Annotated in this window: 20 protein-coding genes and 1 tRNA gene; 4 read left to right on the top strand and 17 right to left on the bottom strand. The window is 72.0% G+C overall.

The window, feature by feature from the left end; all coding sequences use genetic code 11:
- The 4 genes from GT045_RS23030 to hemA all read right to left on the bottom strand — a co-directional run.
- Window positions 1-1,537, bottom strand: a 1,537-nt coding sequence (locus GT045_RS23030) for a polyketide synthase (RefSeq protein ID WP_161335294.1), incomplete at its 3' end; no start/stop codon positions are given.
- 380 nt (window positions 1,538-1,917) lie between these two features.
- The gene (locus GT045_RS23025) at window positions 1,918-2,994 is read right to left on the bottom strand and encodes an arylcarboxylate reductase (protein WP_161293769.1); all 1,077 of its coding nucleotides are present in this window, start codon (window positions 2,992-2,994) and stop codon (window positions 1,918-1,920) included.
- Window positions 2,991-3,578, bottom strand: coding sequence for a hypothetical protein (locus GT045_RS23020; RefSeq protein WP_161293767.1), 588 nt, complete (start codon window positions 3,576-3,578; stop codon window positions 2,991-2,993). Before GT045_RS23020 ends, GT045_RS23025 begins: the two co-directional genes overlap by 4 nt.
- Before the next feature lie 641 nt (window positions 3,579-4,219).
- Window positions 4,220-5,446 carry a 5-aminolevulinate synthase gene (hemA, locus tag GT045_RS23015; protein WP_161335293.1) on the bottom strand — a complete coding sequence of 409 codons (1,227 nt, stop codon included), beginning with the start codon at window positions 5,444-5,446 and terminating at the stop codon, window positions 4,220-4,222.
- Window positions 5,447-5,810: 364 nt separating this feature from the next.
- Here hemA and GT045_RS23010 point away from each other — a divergent pair, with 364 nt between their 5' ends.
- Together GT045_RS23010 and GT045_RS23005 are read left to right on the top strand one after the other, a co-directional pair.
- Window positions 5,811-7,355, top strand: a complete 1,545-nt coding sequence (locus GT045_RS23010; RefSeq protein WP_161293763.1) for a fatty acid--CoA ligase family protein — start codon at window positions 5,811-5,813, stop codon at window positions 7,353-7,355.
- Window positions 7,352-8,914 carry a long-chain fatty acid--CoA ligase gene (locus tag GT045_RS23005; protein ID WP_161335295.1) on the top strand — a complete coding sequence of 521 codons (1,563 nt, stop codon included), beginning with the start codon at window positions 7,352-7,354 and terminating at the stop codon, window positions 8,912-8,914. The genes GT045_RS23010 and GT045_RS23005 overlap by 4 nt, the downstream gene beginning before the upstream one ends.
- 187 nt (window positions 8,915-9,101) lie before the next feature.
- Here GT045_RS23005 and GT045_RS23000 read toward each other — a convergent pair whose 3' ends face one another.
- Together GT045_RS23000 and GT045_RS22995 are read right to left on the bottom strand one after the other, a co-directional pair.
- Window positions 9,102-9,887, bottom strand: a complete 786-nt coding sequence (locus tag GT045_RS23000; protein WP_161335292.1) for an alpha/beta fold hydrolase — start codon at window positions 9,885-9,887, stop codon at window positions 9,102-9,104.
- A gap of 181 nt (window positions 9,888-10,068) precedes the next feature.
- A tRNA-Pro gene (locus GT045_RS22995) sits at window positions 10,069-10,142 on the bottom strand.
- A 125-nt stretch (window positions 10,143-10,267) separates the two neighbouring features.
- Here GT045_RS22995 and GT045_RS22990 point away from each other — a divergent pair.
- Complete coding sequence (locus GT045_RS22990; protein ID WP_161335291.1) at window positions 10,268-10,984, top strand: transketolase; 717 nt, start codon at window positions 10,268-10,270, stop codon at window positions 10,982-10,984.
- Between the two features lie 34 nt (window positions 10,985-11,018).
- Window positions 11,019-11,939, top strand: a complete 921-nt coding sequence (locus tag GT045_RS22985; protein ID WP_161295125.1) for a transketolase — start codon at window positions 11,019-11,021, stop codon at window positions 11,937-11,939.
- 143 nt (window positions 11,940-12,082) lie between these two features.
- On the opposite strand, the gene GT045_RS22980 is transcribed toward GT045_RS22985, so the two are convergent.
- The 11 genes from GT045_RS22980 to GT045_RS22930 all read right to left on the bottom strand — a co-directional run bounded on the left by GT045_RS22980 (window position 12,083) and on the right by GT045_RS22930 (window position 23,869).
- The gene (locus GT045_RS22980; RefSeq protein ID WP_237538803.1) at window positions 12,083-13,345 is read right to left on the bottom strand and encodes an MFS transporter; all 1,263 of its coding nucleotides are present in this window, start codon (window positions 13,343-13,345) and stop codon (window positions 12,083-12,085) included.
- Window positions 13,346-13,557: 212 nt separating this feature from the next.
- Complete coding sequence (locus GT045_RS22975) at window positions 13,558-13,917, bottom strand: MmcQ/YjbR family DNA-binding protein (protein WP_161335290.1); 360 nt, start codon at window positions 13,915-13,917, stop codon at window positions 13,558-13,560.
- A gap of 71 nt (window positions 13,918-13,988) precedes the next feature.
- The gene (locus tag GT045_RS22970) at window positions 13,989-14,891 is read right to left on the bottom strand and encodes a LysR family transcriptional regulator (RefSeq protein ID WP_161298123.1); all 903 of its coding nucleotides are present in this window, start codon (window positions 14,889-14,891) and stop codon (window positions 13,989-13,991) included.
- Window positions 14,892-14,921: 30 nt separating this feature from the next.
- Window positions 14,922-16,115 (bottom strand): glycine C-acetyltransferase, encoded by a 1,194-nt coding sequence (locus tag GT045_RS22965; protein WP_161298124.1) that lies wholly within the window; start codon window positions 16,113-16,115, stop codon window positions 14,922-14,924.
- Window positions 16,116-16,184: 69 nt separating this feature from the next.
- Complete coding sequence (gene tdh / locus GT045_RS22960) at window positions 16,185-17,213, bottom strand: L-threonine 3-dehydrogenase (protein ID WP_161335289.1); 1,029 nt, start codon at window positions 17,211-17,213, stop codon at window positions 16,185-16,187.
- A 209-nt stretch (window positions 17,214-17,422) separates the two neighbouring features.
- Window positions 17,423-17,998, bottom strand: coding sequence for a GAF domain-containing protein (locus GT045_RS22955; RefSeq protein ID WP_161298126.1), 576 nt, complete (start codon window positions 17,996-17,998; stop codon window positions 17,423-17,425).
- A gap of 61 nt (window positions 17,999-18,059) precedes the next feature.
- A complete protein-coding gene (locus GT045_RS22950) occupies window positions 18,060-18,659 on the bottom strand; it encodes an ATP/GTP-binding protein (RefSeq protein ID WP_161298127.1) in 600 nt (199 codons plus the stop codon).
- Window positions 18,637-19,008 carry a DUF742 domain-containing protein gene (locus tag GT045_RS22945; RefSeq protein WP_161298128.1) on the bottom strand — a complete coding sequence of 124 codons (372 nt, stop codon included), beginning with the start codon at window positions 19,006-19,008 and terminating at the stop codon, window positions 18,637-18,639. The genes GT045_RS22950 and GT045_RS22945 overlap by 23 nt, the downstream gene beginning before the upstream one ends.
- 2 nt (window positions 19,009-19,010) lie before the next feature.
- A complete protein-coding gene (locus tag GT045_RS22940; RefSeq protein ID WP_161298129.1) occupies window positions 19,011-19,445 on the bottom strand; it encodes a roadblock/LC7 domain-containing protein in 435 nt (144 codons plus the stop codon).
- Between the two features lie 77 nt (window positions 19,446-19,522).
- Window positions 19,523-22,162: an ATP-binding protein gene (locus tag GT045_RS22935; RefSeq protein ID WP_161335288.1), complete on the bottom strand. Its 2,640-nt coding sequence runs from the start codon at window positions 22,160-22,162 to the stop codon at window positions 19,523-19,525.
- A gap of 540 nt (window positions 22,163-22,702) precedes the next feature.
- Window positions 22,703-23,869, bottom strand: coding sequence for an MBL fold metallo-hydrolase (locus GT045_RS22930; protein WP_161335287.1), 1,167 nt, complete (start codon window positions 23,867-23,869; stop codon window positions 22,703-22,705).
- Window positions 23,870-24,154 lie beyond the last annotated feature (285 nt).

The following is a 24,154-nucleotide window of genomic DNA, read 5'->3' as shown; positions in this document are numbered from 1 at the left end:
CCAGCGAGAACCCGACATCCACCGGCGACAACCCGCCCACAGCCGCGGCCAACCGCTCCGCCTGCCCACGCAGCGCGGCCTCGGACTTCGCCGACACCACCCACGGCACCACCGGCGGCGCCACGACATCCCCGGCCGAGTCCGCACCCGATGCCGAATCCGCACCAACTCCCGCACCCGCACGCGAAGGTGCCTCTTCCAGTACGACATGGCAGTTCGTGCCGCCGACGCCGATGGCGCTGACACCGGCGGTGAGGGGCGCGTCCGTGTCGGGGTCGGAGGTCCAGGGCCGCGTGTCGGTCTGGACGCGGAGGTTGAGGTCGTCCAGCGGGATGTCGGGGTTGGGGGTGCGGTAGTTGAGGCTGGGGAAGAGTTCCCGGTGCTTCAGACCGAGCGCTGTCTTGATGAATCCGACGATGCCGGCGGCACCCTCCAGGTGGCCGACGTTCGTCTTGGCGGAGCCGACCAGGAGGGGTGTGCCGGCTTGGCGTCGTGCGCTGCCCAGGACGGCGCCGAGGGCCGCGGCCTCGATCGGGTCGCCGGTCCTGGTGCCGGTGCCGTGGAGTTCGACGTACTGGACGCGGGCGGGGTCCACGGCGGCATGCTGGTAGGCGCGGCGCAGGACGTCTTCCTGTGCGCTCTGATGGGGCGTGGTGAGGTGGGTGCCGCCGCCGTCGTTGTTGACGGCGCTGCCGCGGATGACGCAGTAGACGGGGTCGCCGTCCGCGAGGGCCGCGGGGAGGGGCTTGAGGACGACGGCGCCGCCGCCTTCGCCGCGGACGTAGCCGTTGGCGCGGGCGTCGAAGGTGTAGCTGGTGCCGTCGGGTGACAGGCCGCCGAACTTGGCGACGCTGACGCTGCTCTCCGGGGCGAGGATGAGGTTGACGCCGCCGGCGACGGCGATCGTGCTCTCGCCGCGGCGCAGGCTTTCGCAGGCCAGGTGGACGGCGACGAGGGAGGACGCCTGGCCGGCGTCGAGGGTGAGGCTGGGGCCGCGCAGGCCGAGGTGGTAGGAGACTCGGTTGGCGATGATGCTGCGCTGCAGTCCGGTGAAGCTGTGACGGTCGATGGCCGCGAGGCCGCGCTGTCGTTGCAGGGTGGCGTAGTCGTCGGCGATGACGCCGATGTAGACGCCGGTGTCGGTGGCGCGGAGCCGGTCGGGTGCGATGCCCGCGTCTTCCAGGGCCTCCCAGGTCAGTTCCAGGACGAGGCGCTGCTGGGGGTCCATGGCGGCGGCTTCGCGGGGTGAGATGCCGAAGAAGGCCGCGTCGAAGTGGTCGACGTGTTCCTGGGGCAGGAAGCCGCCGCGGCGGGTGCTGACCGTGCCGGGGCGGGTGGTGTCCTGGTCGACGTGGAGGTCGTCGGCGTCCCAGCGCTCCCGGGGCACGTCGGTGATGGCGTCGGTGCCGGTGCGCAGCAGGTCCCGGAAGGCGGTGGGGTCGGGGGCGCCGGGAAGGCGGCAGGAGAGTCCTACGACGGCGATCGGAGTGTCCGCCGCTTCCGCCGTGTGTGCGAAGGCGGCCTCGGAACGCTTCATGAGGATGACTCCCTGGGACCAGGACAGGGGGGCCGGGCGCGACGCGAGGTGCTCCCGGCTCCGGTGGGTGTGCGTTGATCGGGTGGTGAGTTGGGGGGAGACGCCTTGTGCGCCAGGTCCTTCGGGTCCGGCGGGGATCCGGTTCACCGGAGCCGGTGGGTCCGTCGGGGGCCCGTCGGGGGCCCGTCGGGCGCCGCCGGTCCGCAGCCGCGTGGCCCTGGTGCGGGGCGTGCCGGGACAGGTTGTTGTGTCCCGGCGGGCCGAGGGCCGGCGGGTCACGGCGGGTCGGTGGTGGGTGGGCGGCGGGTGGCCGGCCGTGTGTCCGCCCCGGGCTTGCGGTGCGTACCGGGGCGGCCCCTGTGCGGGCCGGCCCCGGGCGGCTAGTAGATCCCCTCCGGTGCCGACCGGACGACCTGCAGGGGTCGTACGTTGGCGACGCCGTCGCACGGCCAGGCGTCGCCGGTGTCGTAGCGGACGGCGAGGTCGCGTTCCAGGATGTTCGGCAGGAAGAGGTCGTCGTGCAGGACGGTCAGGCGGACCTGGCCCTGTTCGCCGTAGGCCACGACCCTGGACCAGTCGTCCTTGTCGACCACCGCCATGGTGACCTGCGGGTAGTTGGGCAGGTAGGGCATCAGCGCGCCGTCGTTCTCCACGGGGAGGCCGACCGTGTTGCCGAAGGTGTTGGCGTAGGTGACGGCGACGATTCCGCCGTCCAGGGCCTGGGCGAAGGAGCGGCGCATCGCCGCGGTGGCGTGGGTGCCGCTGAGCCGTACGCCGCTCAGTCGCGCCACCAGTTCCGGCCGGGCCTTGATGACGGCCTGGAGGAGTGCGGGGGTGGTGACGAGGTAGTCGACGGGCTGGCTCTCCAGTACGGCGGCCATCTGGTCGACGATGTGCGAGGTGTACTCCTGGGCGTCCTTCAGCCTGCCGTCGCGCAGCAGCCGCTTGACCCAGCGGGGGTCGAAGTCGATGCCGTAGACGCGGCCGTCGTACAGGTCCGCGAGGTCCACGGCGCCGTGGCCGATGAGGTGCGGGCCGGTGGGAGTGGCCTGGAGCCAGCCCCGGCCGGGTCGGAAGCCTTCGCGTTCGATGACCCAGCGGCGCCAGGCGGCGCGCTGCCGGAGCATCGGCTCGGTGTAGAAGACGCGGCAGGGGCTGCCCGTGGTGCCGCCGGAGTCCCAGATGCGGCCGGCCAGGGGCCGGGGTACGGCGAGGGGTACGAGGTCGGTGGGGTCGAGGGTGCGCAGTTCGCCGAGCGGCATGGGGCCGAAGGCGGCGAGGTCGTCGTAGCGGGTGATGTCGCGTGGGTCGACGGCGAGTTCGGTTGCCCGCTTGAGCCAGTACGGGCTGCCGGTGTCGGGGTCGAAGTGGCGGCGGACCACGCGGCGGGTCCAGGCGTCGATGTCCTGGCCGAGCCATTCGTCGATGAGAGGAGTGACGTCCTTCACCGTCTTCACCCCGCCACTGTTTCGCTGGAGGTGGGTTCCACCGGGGGCAGGTCGATACCGAAGTCGTACACGGCTGTCATGGCCTCGAAGACGTGGTCCGGGGATTCGACGTGGACCACGGGGAAGTCGGCGTTCTGGAAGGTGCCGAAGGCGGCGGGGCCGAGGACCAGGCCGAGCTGGGTGCCCGCGTCCTCGAGGCCGCCGATCATGTGCGGCACGCTGACCGGGTCGGTCGGGTTGCGGCGGAACAGGTCGCGGATCTCCTCACCCGTGGTGAGCGCCTTGCGCTCCATGCACGAGTGGACGGGGACGCGAGGGTCCCTGAAGGTCATGGCGTCCAGCGTGGGCGCAAGGAAGTCGGTGATGTGGCGTTGCAGCGGTGAGTGGAAGGCGCTGCCGTGCTCCTCGGCGATGTGCAGGGCGCCGGGCGGCAGGGTGGCACCGAAGGTTTCCAGGGCGCTGCGGTAGCCGCCGAGCAGCACCATGCGTTCGCTGCCGGTGCTGCTCACGCGGCCGAGGTCTGCGGAGAGATGGACGTCGGGGACGTCCGCGACGAATGCACCGGGGTCGGTGTCGACGGGAATGCGGAGCATGGCGACGGCTTGTCGCGGGGAGTCCGGAGAAGGACCCGGCACCTCTCGCAAACGCATCAGGAAGGTGAAAAGGTCTTGCCGCTCCACTGATCCGGCGAGGCTTGCGGCGACGAGTGCGCCGAAACTGAGCCCGCATACCGCAGTAGGCGTGATTCCGTATTCTTCGGCGAGTACGTCGGCGATTCCGAGAACGGCGGCGGCCTGTCGAACAGCACCGACTCCTTGGCGGTGCTCCTGTCCGGGTTCTCTTTGTTCATGGAAGATGCGCTGAACGTCGAGACCGGTCCAGTCCGCTATCCGGGCATAGGTCCGCTGCACGCTGGGAAAAAGTTCATACAGCTCGGTACCGGCTCCTGGCTGATCATTCATGCCGCCGTCGAGAACATACGCAAGTGTCACTCAGAACCCCCGTTCCAGCCCGCCCGGTGAAGGGTGGGCAAACACCGCTTAGCGGCGATCGTCGACGGGGGTCCATGTGGCCTCCGTCACTTCTTGCAGGTCACAACTACCTGCGAGTCGCTTGGCTGTTCGGCAATTTCATCCAACCCCCGTCAGCGATCTCGTGTCAAGCGAAGGCTTCGGGCGAGGAAGCTGACGGGAGGTCAACAGGCTGCCGTGCCGGGGAGTTTATACGACCAAGATCATTTTGCGGTGCCGAGGGGCAGACGGTCGGCGCCCAGCCGCTCCCAGACCTGGTCCAGGGCGTCGACGAATCCGCGCACCTCGTCGGCGGTGTGCACGGCACCGGGGGCCACCCGCAGGATCTCCTCGCCCACCCGCACGCTCGGCGCGTTGATCGCCTGGACGTAGATGCCGTGCCGGTCGAGCAGCTCGGCGGACATCCGCTTGCAGAGGGCCTCGTCCCGGACCAGGACGGAGACGATGTGCGTCTGGTCCGAAATGAAGGGAATGCCCCGCTCGTTCAGCAGCCGGTGCATCAACTGTGCGTTCGACCACAGCTGTTCACGTTCGGCATCGGAGGACCGCAGGTGGCGTACGGCGGCCAGGGCGGCCGCGGCCACGGCGGGCGGCAGGGCGGTGGTGAAGATGAAGGAGCGGGAGAACATGCGCACGGCCTCGATCACGTCGGCGGGGCCGGCGATGTAGCCGCCGGTGGTGCCGAAGCCCTTGGCGAGGGTGCCCATGATGACGGTGAAGTCGTCGGCGATGCCCTGCCGGGCGGCGATGCCGGCGCCCTCGGGGCCGTACATGCCCACCGCGTGCACCTCGTCGAGATAGGTCATCGCCCCGTACCGCTTGGCGATGTCGGCGATCTCCGGCAGCGGTGCGATGTCGCCGTTCATCGAGTACACGGACTCGGCGACGATGAGCTTGGGCACGTCCGGGTCGGCCGCCGCGAGCAGCTCTTCCAGGTGCGCGGTGTCGTTGTGGCGGAAGATCCGCTTCTCGGCGCGGCTGTGGCGCAGGCCGTCGATGATGGAGGCGTGGTTGAGCGCGTCGGAGAAGACGACACAGCCGTCCAGGCGGCCGGCGATGACCGACAGGGCGCCGTCGTTGGCGGTGTAGCCTGACGTGAACAGGAGGGCGTCGTCCTTGCCGTGGAGCGCGGCGAGCTCCTTCTCCAGCTGCACGTGGTAGTGGTTGGTGCCACCGATGTTGCGGGAACCTCCGGCGCCCGCACCGAACTTGTCGACCGCCTCCTTCATCGCCTCGAGCACGGCGGGGTGTTGGCCCATGCCGAGGTAGTCGTTGCTGCACCAGACGCTGATGCTGTCCGTGCCCTCGATGTCGCGCAGGCTGGCCGCGGGGAACCGCCCGGCGAGCCGGCCGATCTCCAGGAACTCCCTCTTTCCCCCGTCAGAGCCTTCGATGAGGCGGGAAAAGAGGTCCAGATATTGAGTCGTCACGTTTACTCGCTTCGCTTTCGGGCTGACTGAGGCCACGTGCACGTACAGGCGACTGTGATCTGAGGTGAGACCGCGCGGCTACGGCCGACTTGCGGCCACCCCGGCCGGACGCGTCATCCCTGGAATCGTGCGGGGGTCAGCGGCTCGCCATCCTCGATTTTGAGGAGGCAGGGGAAGTAAGGTCTGTATACCATCTCTTTGTCTTTGGCGTCCAACCTCCGCAGAGGCGACGCTTATTCGGCGCACACATGCGGCAACCCGGACCCAGGGTACGCAAACTGACATTCACTCAGCCGCCTGTTGCCTCGTGCACGTGATCATGTAATCCTGCTCCGACCAAAATGCGCTGTGAAGTGGAGTTTCGGTGACTTCGAACGAGAATTACGCACGCCGGGTACTGGAGGCGCTGACGTCCGATCCCGACCGGATCGCCCTGTTGCGGGACGGTGAGGAGTACACCGCGGGCGAGTTCTCCAGGACGGTTCTCACCGCGGCGGAAATGCTGCGCCGGAACTTTACGGAGGATGCAGCTCCGATTGTGGCGATCCTGACCGTCACCAATAGCCCGGCCACCGTAATCCTGCGTTATGCCGCCAACCTCGCCGGGGCGACGGTGGTGCACCTGCACTCCACGAACGCGGTGGATCCCACCGACCAGCTGGCCGCCGCCGCCCGCCGCGAGATCCTCACCACGACCCGGCCGGCGTTCCTCGCCGTGGACAAGGCGAACGTGGACGCGGCCCGCGAGCTGTGCGCACGGCTGCCCGAACCGCCCCGGCTCGCCGCGCTCGACGCCCTCGGCCCCGACGTCCTGGACCTGTCGGCGGGTGATCCGGACTCCTTCGACCTCGGCGCCGTCGAGGCCGACCCCGAGAAGCCGGCCGTCGTCCTCTTCACCAGCGGCACCAGCGGCAAGCCCAAGGGCGTCACCCTGCCGTACCGCGTCCGGAGCCTCTACCTCCAGGCGGGCCTGAACTCTCCCGAGCCCGTCGTGTACCTGTCGACGCTGCCGGTGAGCCACTCCAACGGCTCCGGCGTCGACCTCGCCCTCGCCTCCGGCGGAACGGTCGTCCTGCACGACGGGTTCGAAGCGGGCGAGGTGCTGCGCGCGGTGGAACGCCACCGCGTCTCCGCGCTCACCCTCACCCCGCCGCAGCTGTACATGCTGGTCGACCACCCGGATCTCGCCGCCACGGACCGGTCCAGCATCAGGATCATCTCCTACGGCGGCTGCCCCGCGGCCCCGGCCCGGCTGGCGGAGGCCGTCGAGGCGTTCGGTCCGGTGCTCCTGCAGTTCTACGGCACCACCGAGACCAGCGGCATCAGCGTGCTGATCCCGCCGGACCACTTCGATGCCGAACTGCGGGCCACCGTCGGACGCCTGACCGCCGAGGTGCGCATACGCGACGTGGAGGACCACCGCGACCTCGCCCCCGGGGAGATCGGCGAGGTGTGCGTGCGCACCCCCTTCACCATGCTCGGCTACTGGGGCGAGCCCGAGCTGACCGCGGCGACCGTCCGCGACGGCTGGGTGCACACCGGTGACCTCGGCTCCCTCGACGGCAAGGGGTATCTGCGCCTGCACGGCCGGCTGGGCGAGGTGATGAAGACCAACGGCATCCGGGTCCATCCGACGGATGTCGAGAACGCGCTGCTGACCCACCCGGAGGTCGCCCAGGCCGCCGTGTACTGCGTCGTGGACGAGGACCGCGTGGAACACATCCACGCCGCCGTCGTGCGCCGGACGGGCACGGACACCGACGCCGGCACACTGGTCGGCCACGTCACCGCCGAGCTGTCCCCCCAGCACGCACCCGCCGTGGTCACGTTCCACGACACCCTGCCGCTGACGGGCGCGGGCAAGCCCGACAAGCAGGCACTGGCGGCGCTGCACACGGGCGTCGCCTGATGCTGACGGCCGCTTCCGTCCTCGCCGAGTCCGCCGGGCGACGCCCCGATCACCCGGCGCTCGTGTCCGGCCCGGAGCGCTTCACCTACGCGGAGCTGTGGCAGGCCACCCGCCGGTACGCGACGGTGCTGCGGGAGCACGGGGTGCGTCCCGGCGACCGGATCGCCCTGCTGCTGCCCAACACACCGCACTTCCCGATGGCGTACTACGGCGTGCTGGCCCTGGGTGCGGTGGCGGTCCCGGTGCACGGGCTGCTGCGCGCGGAGGAGATCGTCCACGTCCTGCGCGACTCCGGGGCGAAGGCTCTGGTGTGCGCCGGACCGATGTTTCCCCAGGGCGCGAAGGCGGCGGAGCTGGCGGGGGTCGCGCTGCTCACCGTCATGGCACCGGCCGACGCCGACGGGACCGCCGGCGTGGGCGCGCCGCCACGCCTGGACGTCCTGGCCGCGCGGGCGGAGCCCCTGGACCGGCTGGTCCCGCGCGCGCCCGACGACCTGGCCCTGGTGCTCTACACCTCGGGCACCACCGGCCGGCCCAAGGGCGCGATGATCACTCAGCTCAACCTGGTGATGAACATCAGCACCACGATGCGCTCGCCGTTCGACCTGGGCCCCGACGACGTGCTCCTCGGCTGCCTGCCGCTGTTCCACACCTTCGGTCAGACCTGTGGGATGAGCGCCTGTTTCCTGGCCGGGGGCACCCTGGTGCTCATGAACCGCTTCGACGGCCCCGCCGCGCTCGACCTCATGGTCACCGAGGGCTGCACCGTGTTCATGGGCGTCCCGACCATGTTCCTCGCTCTTCTGGACGCCGCCGCCGACGACGTCCGGCGCCCCGCCCTCGACCGTGCCTTCTCCGGCGGGTCGGCCCTGCCGGTCAAGGTGCTGGAGGACTTCCAGGAGGTCTACGGCTGCCCGATCTACGAGGGGTACGGCCTCACGGAGACGTCGCCGGTGGTGGCGTACAACCAGAAGGCGTGGCCACGCCGTCCGGGCACGGTGGGGCGTCCCATCTGGGGCGTGGAAGCGGAGATCGCCGCCGCCGACGTCGAGGACCGTGTCGAGCTGCTGCCGGCCGGCGAGATCGGGGAGATCGTCGTACGGGGACACAACGTCATGGCCGGTTACCTGGGCCGGCCGGAGGCCACCGCGGCCGTGCTGGTCGACGGCTGGTTCCGCTCGGGCGACCTGGGTGTGAAGGACGCCGACGGATACCTGACCATCGTGGACCGCAAGAAGGACATGGTGCTGCGCGGCGGCTACAACGTCTATCCGCGCGAGGTCGAGGACGTGCTCATGCACCACCCGGCCGTCGCCCAGGTCGCCGTCATCGGTCTCCCCGACGACCGGTACGGCGAAGAGGTGTGCGCCGTGGTGCGGGCCCGGCCCGACGCGGCGCCGGGTGCGGACCTCGCGGCGGACATCGTGTCCTGGAGCAGGGAACGGGTCGCCGGGCACAAGTACCCGCGCCTGGTGGAGTTCGTCGAGGACTTCCCGCTCGGGCCGAGCGGGAAGGTGCTGAAGCGGGAACTCGTGGCCCGGTTCGCCGGCCGTCGCTGACGGCCCGGCCCGCGCCGGCCGTCCCGGCCGGCGCGGGCCGGGACAACCGGCGCGGGCTGGGACAACCGGCGCGGGCTGCCCCCGGATTGCCGGGGCAGCGGCCCAGCTGTCTCAGCGCCGCCGGGTCAGCGGCCCGGCTGTCCCTGGACCGCCGGATCAGCGGCCCAGCTGTCCCAGGGCCGCCGGGTCAGCGGCCGGCACCGCTGCTGGCACGCTCCTGAAAGGCCGTCATGTCCTCACGCAGGGCCGCGATCACCTCGTCGCCGCGTTCGGCGAGATAGAAGTGGCCGCCGGTGAACGTGCGGACCCGGAAGTCGGCACGCGTGTACTCGGCCCAGGCCGTCGCCTCGTCCGCACGCACCTGCGGGTCGGTGTCGCCGGTGTAGACCCGCAGCGGGCAGCTCAGCGCAGGCCCCGGGCGGTAGGCGTAGCGCTCCACCGCGGTGTAGTCGGCGCGCAGCGCGGGAATGATCATGCGCACCACGTCCTCGTCGTCCAGCAACGCCGAGGAGGTGCCGTCCAGTTTGCGTATCTGTGCGATGAGCCCGGCGTCGTCCCGCAGGTGCACGGCCTCCTGACGCGGACTGCCGGGCGACCGGCGCCCGGAGACGACCAGCCCGAGCAGCCGCCCGTCCAGTTCCGCCTCCATGCGGCGCGCGGTCTCGAAGGCGAGGGTGCCGCCCATGCTGTGCCCGAAGAACACCAGGGGACGGCCGGCGTGGTCGCGCAGCGCGTCGACGATGCCGTCCACCAGGGCGTCGACGCTGGTGAGCGCGGGTTCCGAGCGGCGGTCCTGGCGCCCCGGGTACTGCAGCGCCAGCACTTCGGCGCGCGGGGTCAGGCGAGCCGACAGTGGCTGGAAGTAGCTGGCCGATCCGCCGGCGTGCGGGAAGCAGACCACCGTGACCTCACTGTCCGGCGCGGGGTGGTACCGCCGGATCCAGCGTTGCCTCAGTTCCTGCGAGTCGGTCATGTGCTCTCCCCGTTCCGTCGTGCCGACGGGCACGTCCGAGCGAGGACGCCCCGGGCCCCACCTTTACCGACCCGGGCTGAATGATCAAGTCCGGCCCTCCGCCCGGCACGACTCCCCCGCACATACGAAAGGCCGTCCTCTCCTTCGCGAGAGAACGGCCTCCGACCTGCGAAACGCAGAGTCGGGACGACAGGATTTGAACCTGCGACCCCTTGACCCCCAGTCAAGTGCGCTACCAAGCTGCGCCACGTCCCGGTGCCGTTTGACCTGGGGTTTCCCCGGTCGAAACGTGCAGGGAAACCATACCGCACTCGGGTGGATGGTCGCGCACCGCTTTTCTTCTTGACCTCAAGTTTGGTTGAGGTCACAGGATCGTCGGCATGACGACCGCAGCGGACACGACCGCCCTGAGCCGCACGTACGGCTATGACGACCTGCCCCGGCTGATGGGGCTGATGACCGGCGACGAGAAGCACGGCCCGGCGGCCACCTCCACGCTGGACGTGCTGTGGGTGCTGTACGACCGGGTCCTCCGGGTCACGCCCGAGCGGCGCGAGGATCCGGCCCGGGACCGCTTCCTGCTCAGCAAGGGGCACGGGCCGATGGCGTACTACGCCGTGCTCGCCGCCAAGGGGTTCCTGCCGGTGGACTGGCTGCCGGGCTTCGGCTCCTACGACTCCCCACTCGGGCACCACCCGGACCGCGTGCTGGTACCGGGCGCCGAGATCGGCAGCGGGTCGCTCGGGCACGGGCTGCCCATCGCCGTGGGCACCGCGCTGGGCCTGCGCGCCCAGGGCCGGACCGACCCGGCGGTGTGGGCGCTCATCGGGGACGCCGAGCTGGACGAGGGCAGCAACCACGAGGCGATCGCCTTCGCCGGGCCGGCCCGCCTGGACCGGCTGCACACGGTCGTGATCGACAACTCCTCCGCCAGCCACGCGCTGCCCGGCGGGATCGCCGCCCGGTTCGAGGCCGCGGGCTGGTCCGCGGTGACCGTCGACGGGCGCGACCACGAGGCGCTGTACGCCGCGTTCACCGCACCGCACCCGGACCGGCCGCACGTGGTCGTGGCCCGTGTCGAGCCGAAGAACGCCTGACTCCTCCCCCGCTCTCCGGAAAGGGCACACCTCCATGGACACCATGCGCGACCGTTTCGCCCCCGTCGTCTCCCGGATGCTGGACGAGGACCCACGGGTCGCCGTCGTCCTCGCCGAGATCGGCCGGGACGGCTTCCGCGACGCCGAGCGCCGGCACCCCGACCGGGTGATCAACGTCGGCATCCGCGAACAGCTGCTGGTCGGGGCGGCGGCGGGACTGGCACTCACCGGGCTGCGGCCCGTCGTGCACACCTTCGCCAGCTTCCTGGTGGAGCGGCCGTTCGAGCAGGTCAAGCTGGATCTGGGGCACCAGGACACCGGCGCGGTGCTGGTGAGCGCGGCGGCGTCCTTCGACTGGCCCGCCGGCGGCCTCACCCATATGGCGCCCGGCGATGTCGCGCTCCTGGACACGCTGGACGGCTGGACCGTGCATGTCCCCGGACATCCGGACGAGGCCGAGACACTGCTGCACCATGCGGTCGCCGCGGGCGACGACAAGGTGTACGTCCGGTTGTCCGTGCAGGCCAACCGGCAGGGCCGGCTGATCGACGGGCAGCACTTCGTCCCGGTCCGCGAGGGCCGCTCGGGTGTCGTCCTCGCCGTCGGCCCGGTGCTGGACGCGGTCCTCGCCGCCACGGAGGGCCTGGACGTGACCGTGCTGTACGCGACCACCGTGCGTCCCTTCGACACGGCCGGGCTGCGCCGGGCGACCGAGGCGGCCGGTACGGATGTCGTGCTGGTCGAGCCGTATCTGGCGGGCACGTCGACGGCCGCGGTGAGCGAGGCGCTGGTCGACGTCCCGCACCGGGTGCTCGGCCTCGGCGTCGGCCGCCGTGAACTGCGCCGCTACGGCACGGTCGAGGAGCACGTGGCCGCACACGGCCTGGACGCGGGATCCCTGCGGGAGCGGATCGGCCGCTTCGTCGGCGCGGGGCGGGTGCGGGTGGACGGGTGAGCGCGGAAGGCGAGGAAGCGCGCCGGGGCGCGGGTGAGCCGCGGGAGCCGAGGAAGCGCGCCGGTGGACGGGTGAGCCGCGGAAGGCGAGGAAGCGCGCCGGGGCGCGGGTGAGCCGCGGGAGCCGAGGGCGGGCGCGGGGGCTCAGTGGGCGGCCGTGCTCGCGTCGACCCGGACCAGGTCGCGTATCGCCGGTATCGCGAGCATCATCGCCGCCACGGCCAGGCTCACGGCGGCGGCGGACAGCAGGACGCGGCCCGCGCCCAGTGCTCCGGCCGCAGGACCCGCGAGGGCCTGGCCGACCGGCATCATCGCGAGCGAGCCGGCCACGTCATAGGCGTGGATGCGGTTGAGGGTGTCGGCCGGGACCTGCGTCTGGACGGTGGTCGCCCACATCACGCCCCAGAAGGACAGGCCGGCACCGGCGAGCGCGGCCCCCGCCGCCATGGCCGCCACGCCGAGGCCCGTGCCGACGGCCGCCGGGAAGCCGAAGAAGGCGAAGAGGGCGAACGCACCCGCGCGGAGCATCCGGCGCGGACGCAGCCGGAAGGCGAGCAGACCGCCGAGCACCGTGCCCGCGCCGAGAGCGGAGTTGACCAGTCCGTAGGCCCCCGGGCCATGGTCGCGGACGACCTCGGCCGCCACCAGGGGGACGGTCGGGCCCCAGACAGCGATCATGTACAGGCACCAGACGGCGATCACTCCCCACAGCCAGGTGCGGGAGCGGAACTCCCGCCAGCCGTCGACGAGGTCGGCGCGGAAGGCGCGCAGGGCGGAGCCGGTGGCGGTCCGGGCACCGGCGGGCAGCGGGGGCAGCCGGAGCAGCAGCAGGCACAGCGCGCTGAGCGCGTAGGTGGTGGCGTGCGCGGCGAAGACACCGCCGGGCGAGGCGAGACCGACCAGGACGCCGGCGGCGGCCGGGCCCGCGAGCTGGGCGGCGGACTCGGCGATCCGGATCGCGCCGTTCGCGCCCTGCACGTCCGCGGCGAGGCGGGGCACGGTGCTGGCCACACCGGGCTGGAATACCGCGCCGGCCACGCCGTTGACGACGCCGACGGCGCAGATCTGCCACAGCACCACGTGCCCGGTGAAGAACAGCCCGGCGGCGACGGACTGGGTGCCGAGCCGGACGAGGTCGGCGCCGATCATCAGTCTGCGGGTGCTGAACCGGTCGGCGACGACCCCGCCGAAGACGACCAGCCCGGCGAAGGCCGCCGCCGTCGCGGCCATGGCGAGGCCGACCGCGCCCGCGCCGTACCCGTGCTCCAGCAGGCCCGCGGCGAGGGCGACGGGCAGCATGGTGTCGCCCAGGCGGGCGACGGCGCGGGCCACGAAGAACAGCGCGAAGTCCCGCGACCACACGGCCGGTGCCGTTGCCGTGTGGTCGCGCACGTGCCGGGCGGCCATGTCGCGCCGCGCGTCCGTTCCGGTCATCCGGGTGCTCCCCTCCCTGGCCGGCTGCCGGCCGTCCGGGCGTCCCCGGGGCGGCCGCGACCGCCCCGCCCACCGCGACCGCCCCGCCCACCGCGCCCGCCCCGCCCACCGCGCCCGCCGCGAGGACGCGTTCGTCTTCGTCGCGCGGGAGCATGCCACTCCCCGGCGGCGCTCCGCCGGGCTTTTCAGTCCGCGGACAGCAGCCCCAACTTGGGGTGGGTGTCCAGGAGTCGGGGCGGAGCGGCCTGCCGCCAGGAGTCGGCCAGGATGTCCCGCAGCTCGTTCTCGTCCTCCAGGGCGGAGAGTCTCGCTCTCACCCAGGCGAACTGGGCCTCGTGGCCCGCGATCCAGAACTTCCCCGGCTCGGCCAGCACCAGTTCGTCCCGTTCCTCCTTGGGGCAGCGCACGGCGATGGACGTCTCGTCCTCGGGAAGGGTCGCGAACATCTTCCCCGCCACCCGGAACGTGGGCATGTTCCATGCCACCTTCTCCGTGGTGTCCGGGAGGGAGAGGGCGATTCGGCGTACGTCTTCTGCATCCGGCATGCTCCGCACCGTAGCCCCTGCCACTGACAGTCAGGAGGTCGCGGACCTGCGGCGGCCGGGCCGCGGGAGCCTCAGGTGAGGGCCGCCTCGCCGAGCGCCTCCAGCACCGGGCGGATCAGCGGGTGCCCCTCGGCTCCCCGGCGGACGGCGGCGAAGACGCGGCGGGTCGGGGCGACGCCGTCGACGGGGCGTACGACCACGCCGGTGAGGTCCATGCCGCGCAGCGCGGAACGTGGTACGAGGGCCACGCCCGCGTCGGCGGAGGCCAGGGCGACGACCGCCCGGAAGTCGTCGGAGGAGTGTTCGAGGCGGGGCTGGAAGCCGGCGCTCTCACAGGCGAGGACCACCACGTCGTGGCAGGGGTTGCCGGGGTACGGGCCGATCCAGGCGTCCTTGGCCAGCTCGGCGAGGGGCACCTCGGGGGCGTCCGCCAGGCGGTGCTGGAGGGGTACGACCGCGTCGAACGGCTCGGCGTAGAGCGGGACGTGGGTCAGCCGGGGGTCGTCGGCGGACGGAGCCCCCCGGTACTCGACGGCGACCGCCACATCCACCTGCCGGTCCAGCACCATGGGCAGGCTGGCGTCGCCCTCCGCGTCCTGGACCCGGATCCGTATGCCCGGTGCCACGGCGGCGAGGCGGGCCACCGCAGGGGCCACCACCTGGGCGATGCCGGTCGCGAAGGCCGCCACCGTGACGGTGCCCGCCTCGCCCGAGCCGTAGGCGGCCAGCTCGGCCTCGGCGCGTTCCAGCTGGGCGAGGACGGCGTTGGTGTGGCTGAGCAGGATCTCGCCGGCCGGGGTCAGCCGGACCCCCCTGGCGCCGCGCTCGACCAGGCGGTGGCCGGTCTCCTGCTCCAGCGCGGTCAGCTGCTGGGAGACGGCGGAGGGGGTGAGGTAGAGCGCGGCGGCCGCCGCGGTGACCGTGCGGTGGTCGGCCACCGCACGGAGGATGTGGAGCCGCCGTGCCTCGATCATGCCCCCATTATCCCAGGGCGTCCGCCCTGGTCAGGACTCCAGTTCGGCGCGCGCCGCGATGAAGGCGTCGACCGCGCGGTTCACGTCCTCCGTGGAGTGCGCGGCGGACAGCTGGACGCGGATGCGGGCCTGCCCCTGCGGGACGACCGGGTAGGAGAAGCCGATCACGTAGACCCCGCGCTCCAGCAGCAGTTCGGCCATCCGGGCCGCCTTCGCCGCGTCACCGATCATGACGGGCGCGATGGCGTGGTCGCCGGGGAGGACGTCGAAGCCCTCGTCGGTCATCCGGCGGCGGAACAGCGCGGTGTTCTCCGCGAGCCGGACGCGCAGGTCGTCGGCGGCCTCCAGCAGGTCCAGGACCTTCAGGGAGGCGGCGGCGATCACCGGGGCGAGGGTGTTGGAGAACAGGTACGGGCGGGAGCGCTGGCGCAGCAGGGCGACGATCTCGGCGCGGGCGGCGACATAGCCGCCGGAGGCGCCGCCGAGGGCCTTGCCGAGCGTGCCGGTGATGATGTCGACGCGGTCCATGACGCCGTGCAGCTCGGGGGTGCCGCGGCCGGTCGGGCCGACGAAGCCGACGGCGTGCGAGTCGTCGACCATGACCATCGCGTCGTAGCGGTCGGCGAGGTCGCAGATCTCGGCGAGCGGTGCGACGTAGCCGTCCATGGAGAAGACGCCGTCGGTGACGATCAGGCGGCGCCGGGCGTCGGACGCCTCCTTGAGCTTGGTCTCCAGGTCGGCGAGGTCACGGTTGGCGTAGCGGAAGCGGCGGGCCTTGGACAGGCGGATGCCGTCGATGATGGAGGCGTGGTTGAGGGCGTCGGAGATCACCGCGTCCTCCTCGCCGAGCAGGGTCTCGAAGACACCGCCGTTGGCGTCGAAGCAGGAGGAGTAGAGGATCGTGTCCTCCTGGCCGAGGAACGCCGACAGCCGGGCCTCCAGCTCCTTGTGCACCTCCTGGGTGCCGCAGATGAAGCGGACGGAGGCCATGCCGTAGCCCCAGCGGTCCAGTGCCTGGTGCGCGGCGGCGATCACCTCGGGGTGGTCGGCGAGGCCGAGGTAGTTGTTGGCGCAGAAGTTGAGGACCTCGCCGGGACGGCCGCCGGCGCTGACGTTCACGGTCGCCGACTGCGGGGTGTCGATGACCCGCTCGGGCTTGTGCAGCCCGGCGGCGCGGATCTCGTCGAGGGTGGCGCGCAGGTCGTCGCGGACGGTTTCGAACATGGGGGCTCCTGAAAGTGCTGACGGGGCAGGGGAGTTCGGGCTACGGCTCGCGCGGTGCGGCGCGGCGGCTCACGCGGTCCAGTCGAGGATGACCTTGCCGCCCTTGCCGCTCGCCGCGTCGGCGAAGGCGGTCTCGAAGTCGCGGTAGTCGTACCGGCCGGTGATCACCGGCGCGAGGTCCAGGCCGCCCTCCAGCAGCACCGACATCGCGTACCAGGTCTCGAACATCTCACGGCCGTAGATGCCCTTGATGGTGATCATCGAGGTGACGATCCGGGCCCAGTCCACCGGGAACTCCTGGGCGGGCAGACCGAGCATGGCGATCCGGCCGCCGTGCGTCATGTTGGCGATCATGTCCCGCATGGCCTCGGGGCGGCCGGACATCTCCAGTCCGACGTCGAAGCCCTCGCGCAGGCCCAGTTCGCGCTGCCCGTCGCCGATGGTGGACTCGGCGACGTTGAGGGCGAGGCTGACTCCTATCTTGCGGGCGATCTCCAGGCGCTCCTCGCTGACGTCGGTGATGACGACGTTGCGGGCGCCCGCGTGCCGGGCCACGGCGGCGGCCATCAGGCCGATCGGTCCGGCACCGGTGATCAGGACGTCCTCACCGACCAGCGGGAAGGACAGCGCAGTGTGGACGGCGTTGCCGAACGGGTCGAAGATCGCGGCGACGTCGAGGTCGACGGGGACCCGGTGCACCCAGACGTTGGACGCGGGCAGGGCGACGTACTCCGCGAACGCGCCGTCGCGGCCGACACCGAGACCGACGGTGGCCCGGCACAGGTGGCGGCGGCCGGCCAGGCAGTTGCGGCATCTGCCGCACACCAGGTGGCCCTCGCCGCTGACCCGGTCGCCGATGCGGATCTCGGACACGTCCCGCCCGACCTCGACGACCTGCCCGACGAACTCGTGGCCGACCACGAGCGGTGTGCGGATCGCCTGCTGGGCCCAGCCGTCCCAGGCACGGATGTGCAGATCGGTGCCGCAGATACCGGTCCGCATGACCTTGATCAGTACGTCACCGGGGCCGATGGCGGGCTCCGGGACGTCCGTCAGCCGGAGTCCCGGCTCCGCCTTCTCCTTGACCAGCGCCTTCAACGCTACGGCTCCTGTGAGTGAGGTCCCGGCCCGCCGGCATGCCGAAGCAGCCCGCACCGGGGCAGAGGGGTGGAATCACCTCGCAATCTGCCGCATGCGCGAGCCGTGGTCCATCGAGCTTTTCTTAACCGGCGCCTCAGCTTTGCTTCAGACCTGCGCGGTGCCCCTGGAAACGCCCGTCTCCACGCCCCTCACTCCCGCTCCTCGCGTCACAGACGCAGTCCGTCCTCGCTGCTCCGTTCGAGGCGTACGACGAGATCGGCGGCGAGCGCCTTGATGGTGTCCAGGCCCGCTCTGCCCCAGGCGCGGGGTGCTGTGTCGGCGGCACACAGGGTGCCGAGCGCCATGCCGGAGCTGTCGATGAGCGGGGCGCCGATGTAGGAGCGGACACCGAACTCGTCGACGACCGGATTGCCCGCGAACCGCGGATAGTCGCGCACGTCCTCCAGCACCAGGGCCTTGTGGCGCACCACCACATGGGGGCAGAAGCCATGGTCGCGGGGCAGCACCCGGCCGATCGCCGCTCTGCTGCCGTCCTCACGCACGATGGGCGCGGTGGCGGGGGCGCTCAGGCCGGCGAAGAACTGGTGGTCCTCGCCGATGAAGTTGACCATGGCGTAGAGCGCGCCGGTGAGCTGGGCGAGGTGGCAGGCGAAGGCGTCCAGCGCGGGGTCGGGCCGGTCCGCGAGACCGAGTCGGCGCAGGCGGTGGACGCGGGCGGGCGCCTCCTTGTCCTCGGGGGTGAGCAGCAGACCCCGGACGGGTCGGGGCGGCTCGTAGCTCATGGCCGGGCTCCGTGGCTGTGGGCATACCTCATACAGGGGCTCCGTGGGCGGTAGGGCGGGATCACATGTGGGCGCCATGGCTCGGCGCGGGCGCCGGGGCATGGGCGAGGAGGTGACGTACGAGGGTGAGCAGGGTCTGCACGCCGGAGCTGGAGATCCGGGCGTCGCAGCGCACCACCGGGACCGCCGGGTCGAGGTCGATGGCGGCCCGCACCTCCTCGGCGTCGTAGCGGTGGGATCCGTCGAACTCGTTGATGGCGACGATGAAGGCGAGTCCGCGCTCCTCGAAGAAGTCCACGGCGGCGAAGCAGTCCTGGAGCCGGCGGGTGTCGGCGAGGATCACGGCGCCGAGGGCGCCCTCGGACAGTTCGTCCCACATGAACCAGAACCGCTCCTGCCCCGGCGTGCCGAACAGGTACAGCACGTGTTCCGCATCGAGGGTGATCCGGCCGAAGTCCATGGCGACGGTGGTCTCCATCTTGTTCTCGACGCCGTCGAGACTGTCCGTGCCGACGCTGACCGTGGTGAGCAGCTCCTCCGTACTGAGCGGCGCGATCTCGCTGACCGCGCCCACGAAGGTCGTCTTGCCGACGCCGAACCCGCCCGCGACCAGGATCTTGAGCGCGGTGGGGAACGGGTCAGAGCTGTCGTCGTAGTCCATCGAGCACTGCCTCCAGCAGAGACCGGTCAGTGGGGGTGTGTTGGTAGGCGGGCGGCTTGGTGGTCAGCGCGCCGCAGTCGACCAGGTCCGAGAGCAGCACCTTGGTGACCACGGCGGGCAGTTTCAGCTGGGCGGCCACCTCGGCGACCGAGACGGGCACGCGGCACAGGTCGAGTGCCTGCGCGTGCTCCGGACCGAGATAGCCCAGCGGGGTGACGCCGGTGGCCATCACCTGCGACATCAGGTCGAGGGCGATGCTGGGCTTGGTGCGGCCGTTGCTGACCGTGAACGGGCGCACCAGCCGCCCGGCCGCCTCGTCCAGCCACGGCCCGTCGCCGGCTGCGGCCACCCTCAATGCCTCGTCGCCGCGGAGTCCACGGCGGGCTGCCGGGGAGCGGTCACCAGGTAGGGGCGCACGCTCTTGACCAGCATCGCCATCTCGTAGCCGAGCACCGCCGCGTCGGCCTCGCGGCCGGCCAGCACGGCGAGACAGGTGCCGGAGCCGGCGGTGGTGACGAAGAGCAGGGTGGCGTCGAGTTCGACGACGACCTGGCGGACCTCGCCGCCGTCGCCGAACCGGACGCCCGCGCTGCGGCCGAGTGAGTACAGACCGGAGGCCAGGGCCGCCATGTGGTCCGCGCTGTCGATGTCCAGACCGTGGACGGACTTCACCAGTCCGTCGCAGGACAGGAGTACGGCGCTGGTGGTGTGGGGCACGCGCTGCACGAGGCCGCTCAGCAGCCAGTCGAGGTCGGATGCGTGGACGGTCGGCGCATCGCTCGCCATGGTGGATCGACTCCTTGGGGTACGAAGATCTGCGGGAGCGCTGGGGGTGGGGGTACGACGTGCTGGTGCGGAAGTGTTCATCCGGCCGGGGCGCTCCCCTCGGGGCGGCCGGTACCGCGAATGCCGTCGATCGCGGGCGCGTGAGCGTGCGCCGGGGGTATGGGTGACGGGTCCATGGAGTCGGCGCCCGTGCGGGACGAGCCCGTGTGGCCCGCGCCTTGGCCTGTGTGGTCCGAGCTTGAGCCCGTGCGGCCGGAGACCGTGTGCTCCGGGCCCATGTGGTCCGGGGCCGTGTGATCCGGGCCCGTGTGGTCTGGTCCCATGTGGTTTGGGGCCGTGTGGTCCGGGCCCGTGTGGTCTGGTCCCATGTGGTCCCGGAGTGTGTGGTCCGAGCTTGAGCTCATGTGGCCGGAGACCGTGTGCTCCGAGCCCATGTGGTCCAGGGTCGTGTGGTTCCGGGCCATATGGAGAGAGCCTGTGTGGTCCGAGTCCATGTGTCCGTACGCCGCTGCCCTGAGCACGGAGGTGTCGGCGAGGGGCGTGCCGTGCGCAGGAGTGCCGTGATGCCGCTCGGTGCACTCCGGCTCGGTGTACTCGTTCTCGCTGTACCGCGGCTCCGCGTACTCCGTCCCGGCGTACTCGGATTCGAGGCTCTGCTGGGCCTCGGCGAGTCCGATTCCGCGCTGGAAGGCGGCCATCAGACCGGGGTCGTGGCCAGCGACGGTGCCGCTGTCCTGGCGGGGCAGCGGTCCGCCGCGCAGCTGGGGCACGATGTGCTCCTGGGCGCGCCGGCGGGGCAGCCGCGGCTTGTCGATGGTGCCGCGGACAGGCCCGACGCGCGGGGTGGGCAGGACTCCGCCCTGCGCCTCCACCACCGCCCGGTCCTCGGCGCTGACGCCGGGTACGGCCGCGGCGGGGGTGGGCCGCGACCTGTCCGCGCCGCGCACGGGAAGCGGGGCGGGGGCGTCCCCGTGCCGTCCGCGCGCTCCGTTCTCCGCGCCGCGCCGCCCGGATCCGCGCTGCGCGTGCCGCCGCCGCCCGGTGGCCGGAGTCTCCGCGACACCCGCCGCGGACTCGCCTTCGCTCCCGGTAACGCCGCCGCTCCCGATCACCGCGCCGCTCCCGGCCACCGGGGCGTTCCCGATCACCGCGCCGCTCCCGGCCCCCGGGGCGTTCCCGGTCACCGCGCCGCTCCCGGTCACCGCGTCGGTCCCGGCCGGAGAGCCGTTCCCGGCAGGGACGCCGTTCCCGGTGCCGCGCTCGACGCCGGCAGCGGTGCGGGAGGAGACCTCGTTCCCCGCCCCGCTCCCCGGTTCCCGCGCGGGCGGGGGGACGGACACCCGCGCCTGCCGCCCCGACCCGGTGTCCGCGGCGATCGCGGCCTGCGGCTGCGGCTGCGGCTGCGGTACGGCGGTATCCGCGCCGGCGCCCGCGCCCCTGTCCTCTCCTGCGCCTCCCGCGCCCGCGCCCGCGTCCGTGCCGTGCGCGACCGGGACGGCCGGCGTGGCCGGCACGTTGCCCAACAGCGCCTGCGGGACGACGAGTACGGCCTGTACACCGCCGTAGATGTTGCTCTGCAGCCGTACGTGGATGCCGTGCCGGCGGGCGAGCTGGGAGACGACGTAGAGACCGATGCGGCCGTCGGCCAGCAGACTGGCGACGTTGACCTGGTCGGGGTCGGCGAGCAGGGCGTTCATCCGGTTCTGCTCGCCGACGGGCATGCCGAGGCCGCGGTCCTCGACCTCCACGGCCAGCCCGGAGGTGACGAGGTTGGCGCGCAGCAGCACCTGGGTGTGCGGGGCGGAGAACACCGAGGCGTTCTCGATGAGTTCGGCGAGCAGGTGGATGACGTCGGCGACGGCGTGCCCGCGCAGTTCGCCGTCGATGGGCGGCACCAGCTTGACCCGGGAGTACTGCTCGACCTCGGCGATGGCGGAGCGCAGCACCTCGGTCATGCTGACCGGGTTGCTCCACTGGCGGCGGGACACGGCGCCGCCGAGCACGGCGAGGTTCTCGGCGTGCCGCCGGATCCGGGTGGCCAGGTGGTCCACGTGGAACAGGCCCTTGAGCAGGTCCGGGTCCTCGATCTCGTTCTCGAGGTCGTCGAGGATCGAGATCTCCCGGTGCACCAGGGACTGCAGCCGCCGGGCGAGGTTGACGAACACCTCCAGCTTCTGTTCGCTGCCCGTCTGACTGGAGAGCTGGGCCGCCCGTACGACGGCGGTGACGGCGCCGTCGTGCGCGCGGGCCAGGTCCGCGGCGAGCAGTTCGAAGTCGTCGGCGTCCGCGGGCGGCCGGCGGCGCGGGTTGCGCTGGGGCGGGGCCTCGCCCTGTCGCAGCGCGTCGACGAGGGCGTGCAGGTCGGCCTCGCCGCGTGCGGCGGTACGGCGGAGTGCGTCGACGCGGTCGGTGACCATGCGTGCGGCGCGGTCGGCGGCCACGGCGGCGATCAGGATGCCGGCGACGGCCACGGCGACCGCTCCGGAGAGCACGGCCCACAGGACGGGACCGGTGCGTGCCCCGGTGGAGCGGATGCTGAACATCACCGCCGCGCTGGCGCTGAGCGCGACCGCGAGGGGTGGCAGGACGGCGAGCCGCATGAGCTGGGACCGTATGTGCGTTTCGGGCAGTGCGGGAGCGGGTCGGGCCGCCGGACGCCCGTGCCGGCCGCCCTCGCGACGGTCGGCGCGGGGGGCCGGTGCTCGGAGGTGAGACATCTGCGTCCTCGTACTGGTCCGTCGGGCCTGGTCCTCGCGCGGTGCGCGAGGCGGGCATGCGTCATCGCCGTGTCGGTCGGCGGACCGGGTGAACCGGGCTCCCGCCGCGACGGACACTCACAGTAGTTGCCTGCGGCTCACGTGCGGTGGGCAGTTGACAAAAGCATCCGGGGAGCGTCCCGCTCTGGTATGAAGCGTCGTACGACAGACCGATAACCCGGTCGGCACCTCGCCGACCGAGTCGAAACCCAACGAAAAGACCTGATCAAAAGCGATCGCGAGAGCGGGGTGGCCCGGACCGCGCCGTCCGGCCGGTCCGGCCGTCCGTCCTGCGTCGGCCGTCCGCGACCCGCCCGTGCCGCCCCGCCGCACCCCCGCTTATCCACTGCCGTCTCCCGGCGGAGTTACGGAGAGTAGCCGCGATGGCCTTGGGTTTTCGGCGTGGGGCCGGCCGGCGCGGCGGGTGGAACCGGGTGGGCAGCACGAAGGGGGAGCCGGTCCGGCTCCCCCTGTGCTGGTGGCGGTCGGGCGGGAGGGGCGTCAGGCCCGCGTCGGCGGCTCCGCGACGAACGCTCCGACCGATCGCCAGGTGCGCCGCACGTCTCCCGACACGCCCCGCCACCACGCCTCCGCCGGCAGCTTGCCGGCGGGTTCGAAGGGCTCGCCCGGGCGCGGCAGGGCCACGGACTGGCCGGCTTCCTCGGCGACCTCCTTCGTCCACTCCCCCGGCTCCGCCCAGGGATGCGGGGCGAGGTTGAAGGTGCCCCAGTGGATCGGCAGCAGCGCGCCGTGCGGCGCCCCGCCCTGGAGATCGAGATGGGCGCGCAGGCCCTCCTCGGGGGTCATGTGGATGTCCGGCCAGAACTCGCTGTACGCACCGATCTGGATCATCGTGGCGTCGAACGGGCCGTGAGCGGCGCCGATCTCCTTGAAACCGTCGAAGTAGCCGGTGTCGCCACTGTGGTAGATCCGGTGCTCCTCGCCGGCGACGGCCCAGGACGCCCAGAGAGTGTGCTGCGCGTTGCGCAGCCCCCGGCCGCAGAAGTGGCGGGCGGGAGTGGCGGTGAGGGTCAGTCCGCCGACGCGGGTGGACTCGTGCCAGTCGAGCTCGCGCAGCCGGTCCGGTGAGACACCCCAGTGTTCGAGGTGGGCACCGACGCCGAGCGGCACGGCGAACAGGGTGTCGGTGCCGGCCAGCGCCTTGATGCTGGGCAGGTCCAGGTGGTCGTAGTGGTCGTGGGAGATGACGATCACGTCGACCGGGCCGAGCGCGGCCAGCGGCACCGGCACCGGGTGCAGCCGCTTGGGGCCGGCGAAGGGGAACGGGGAGCAGCGCTCGCCCCAGACGGGGTCGAACAGCACCCGGTGACCGTCGATCTCCGCGAGCACGCTGGAGTGGCCCATCCACGTCAGCCGAAGTCCGGTGGCGGGCGGCTTGGCCAGGTCGGCGAAGGTGGTGGGGTGCACCGGCACGGTGCCCTTGGGGGCCCGCAACGGCCGGGTGTCCTTGTCGAGGAAGACCTTGGCGAGGTCGAGCGTGGAACCGGAGGGCCGGGTGCGTGCGGGGCCGCCGGGGTTCTGGAAGACACCGTCCTTGAAGTGCGGCGACCTGCGGATACGCGCAAGGCGCTCACCACCCGGGTCCGCGCCGAAAGCGGCGGGCCGCAGCGCGCGCAGCCCGGAGCTCGAAGAACGCAAACCGGTCACGGTACCTCCCGGTGGAGTGGGTGAGGCCCTCCATTATGGTCGGCCCCTCCGACACTCCGGGCAGGGCGGGGTGCGTCCCACCGTCACCGATGATCCATTCAGCCCGTCGACAGGCACGTCGAAACCCTCCGGACCCCACCCCAATACTGATCCGCTGTTCAGTAGCATCACCCCACCGCACCCCGGTACCCACCACCCCCGCTCGACGCCCGCCATCGCTCCCGCCGCACCCGCCACCGCCGCTCCACCCCCCCATCGCCCCTTCTACCCGACTTCGCCCCCTCT

It is taken from the genome of Streptomyces sp. SID486 (assembly GCF_009865385.1).
Classification (GTDB): Bacteria; Actinomycetota; Actinomycetes; order Streptomycetales; family Streptomycetaceae; genus Streptomyces.
Note: the sequence above shows the minus strand (reverse complement) of the source record. Positions and strands in the feature narration are given on the sequence as shown.

What these genes read in the sequence shown, in the direction of transcription:
- GT045_RS23020 (WP_161293767.1), bottom strand. Translation starts at nt 3,578, where the DNA reads ATGCTCCGCATTCCCGTCGACACCGACCCCGGTGCATTCGTCGCGGAC.
- GT045_RS23000 (WP_161335292.1), bottom strand. Translation starts at nt 9,887, where the DNA reads ATGACCGACTCGCAGGAACTGAGGCAACGCTGGATCCGGCGGTACCAC.
- GT045_RS22990 (WP_161335291.1), top strand. Translation starts at nt 10,268, where the DNA reads ATGACGACCGCAGCGGACACGACCGCCCTGAGCCGCACGTACGGCTAT.
- GT045_RS22985 (WP_161295125.1), top strand. Translation starts at nt 11,019, where the DNA reads ATGGACACCATGCGCGACCGTTTCGCCCCCGTCGTCTCCCGGATGCTG.
- GT045_RS22980 (WP_237538803.1), bottom strand. Translation starts at nt 13,345, where the DNA reads ATGGCCGCCCGGCACGTGCGCGACCACACGGCAACGGCACCGGCCGTG.
- GT045_RS22975 (WP_161335290.1), bottom strand. Translation starts at nt 13,917, where the DNA reads ATGCCGGATGCAGAAGACGTACGCCGAATCGCCCTCTCCCTCCCGGAC.
- GT045_RS22970 (WP_161298123.1), bottom strand. Translation starts at nt 14,891, where the DNA reads ATGATCGAGGCACGGCGGCTCCACATCCTCCGTGCGGTGGCCGACCAC.
- GT045_RS22965 (WP_161298124.1), bottom strand. Translation starts at nt 16,115, where the DNA reads ATGTTCGAAACCGTCCGCGACGACCTGCGCGCCACCCTCGACGAGATC.
- GT045_RS22955 (WP_161298126.1), bottom strand. Translation starts at nt 17,998, where the DNA reads ATGAGCTACGAGCCGCCCCGACCCGTCCGGGGTCTGCTGCTCACCCCC.
- GT045_RS22950 (WP_161298127.1), bottom strand. Translation starts at nt 18,659, where the DNA reads ATGGACTACGACGACAGCTCTGACCCGTTCCCCACCGCGCTCAAGATC.
- GT045_RS22940 (WP_161298129.1), bottom strand. Translation starts at nt 19,445, where the DNA reads ATGGCGAGCGATGCGCCGACCGTCCACGCATCCGACCTCGACTGGCTG.
- GT045_RS22935 (WP_161335288.1), bottom strand. Translation starts at nt 22,162, where the DNA reads ATGTCTCACCTCCGAGCACCGGCCCCCCGCGCCGACCGTCGCGAGGGC.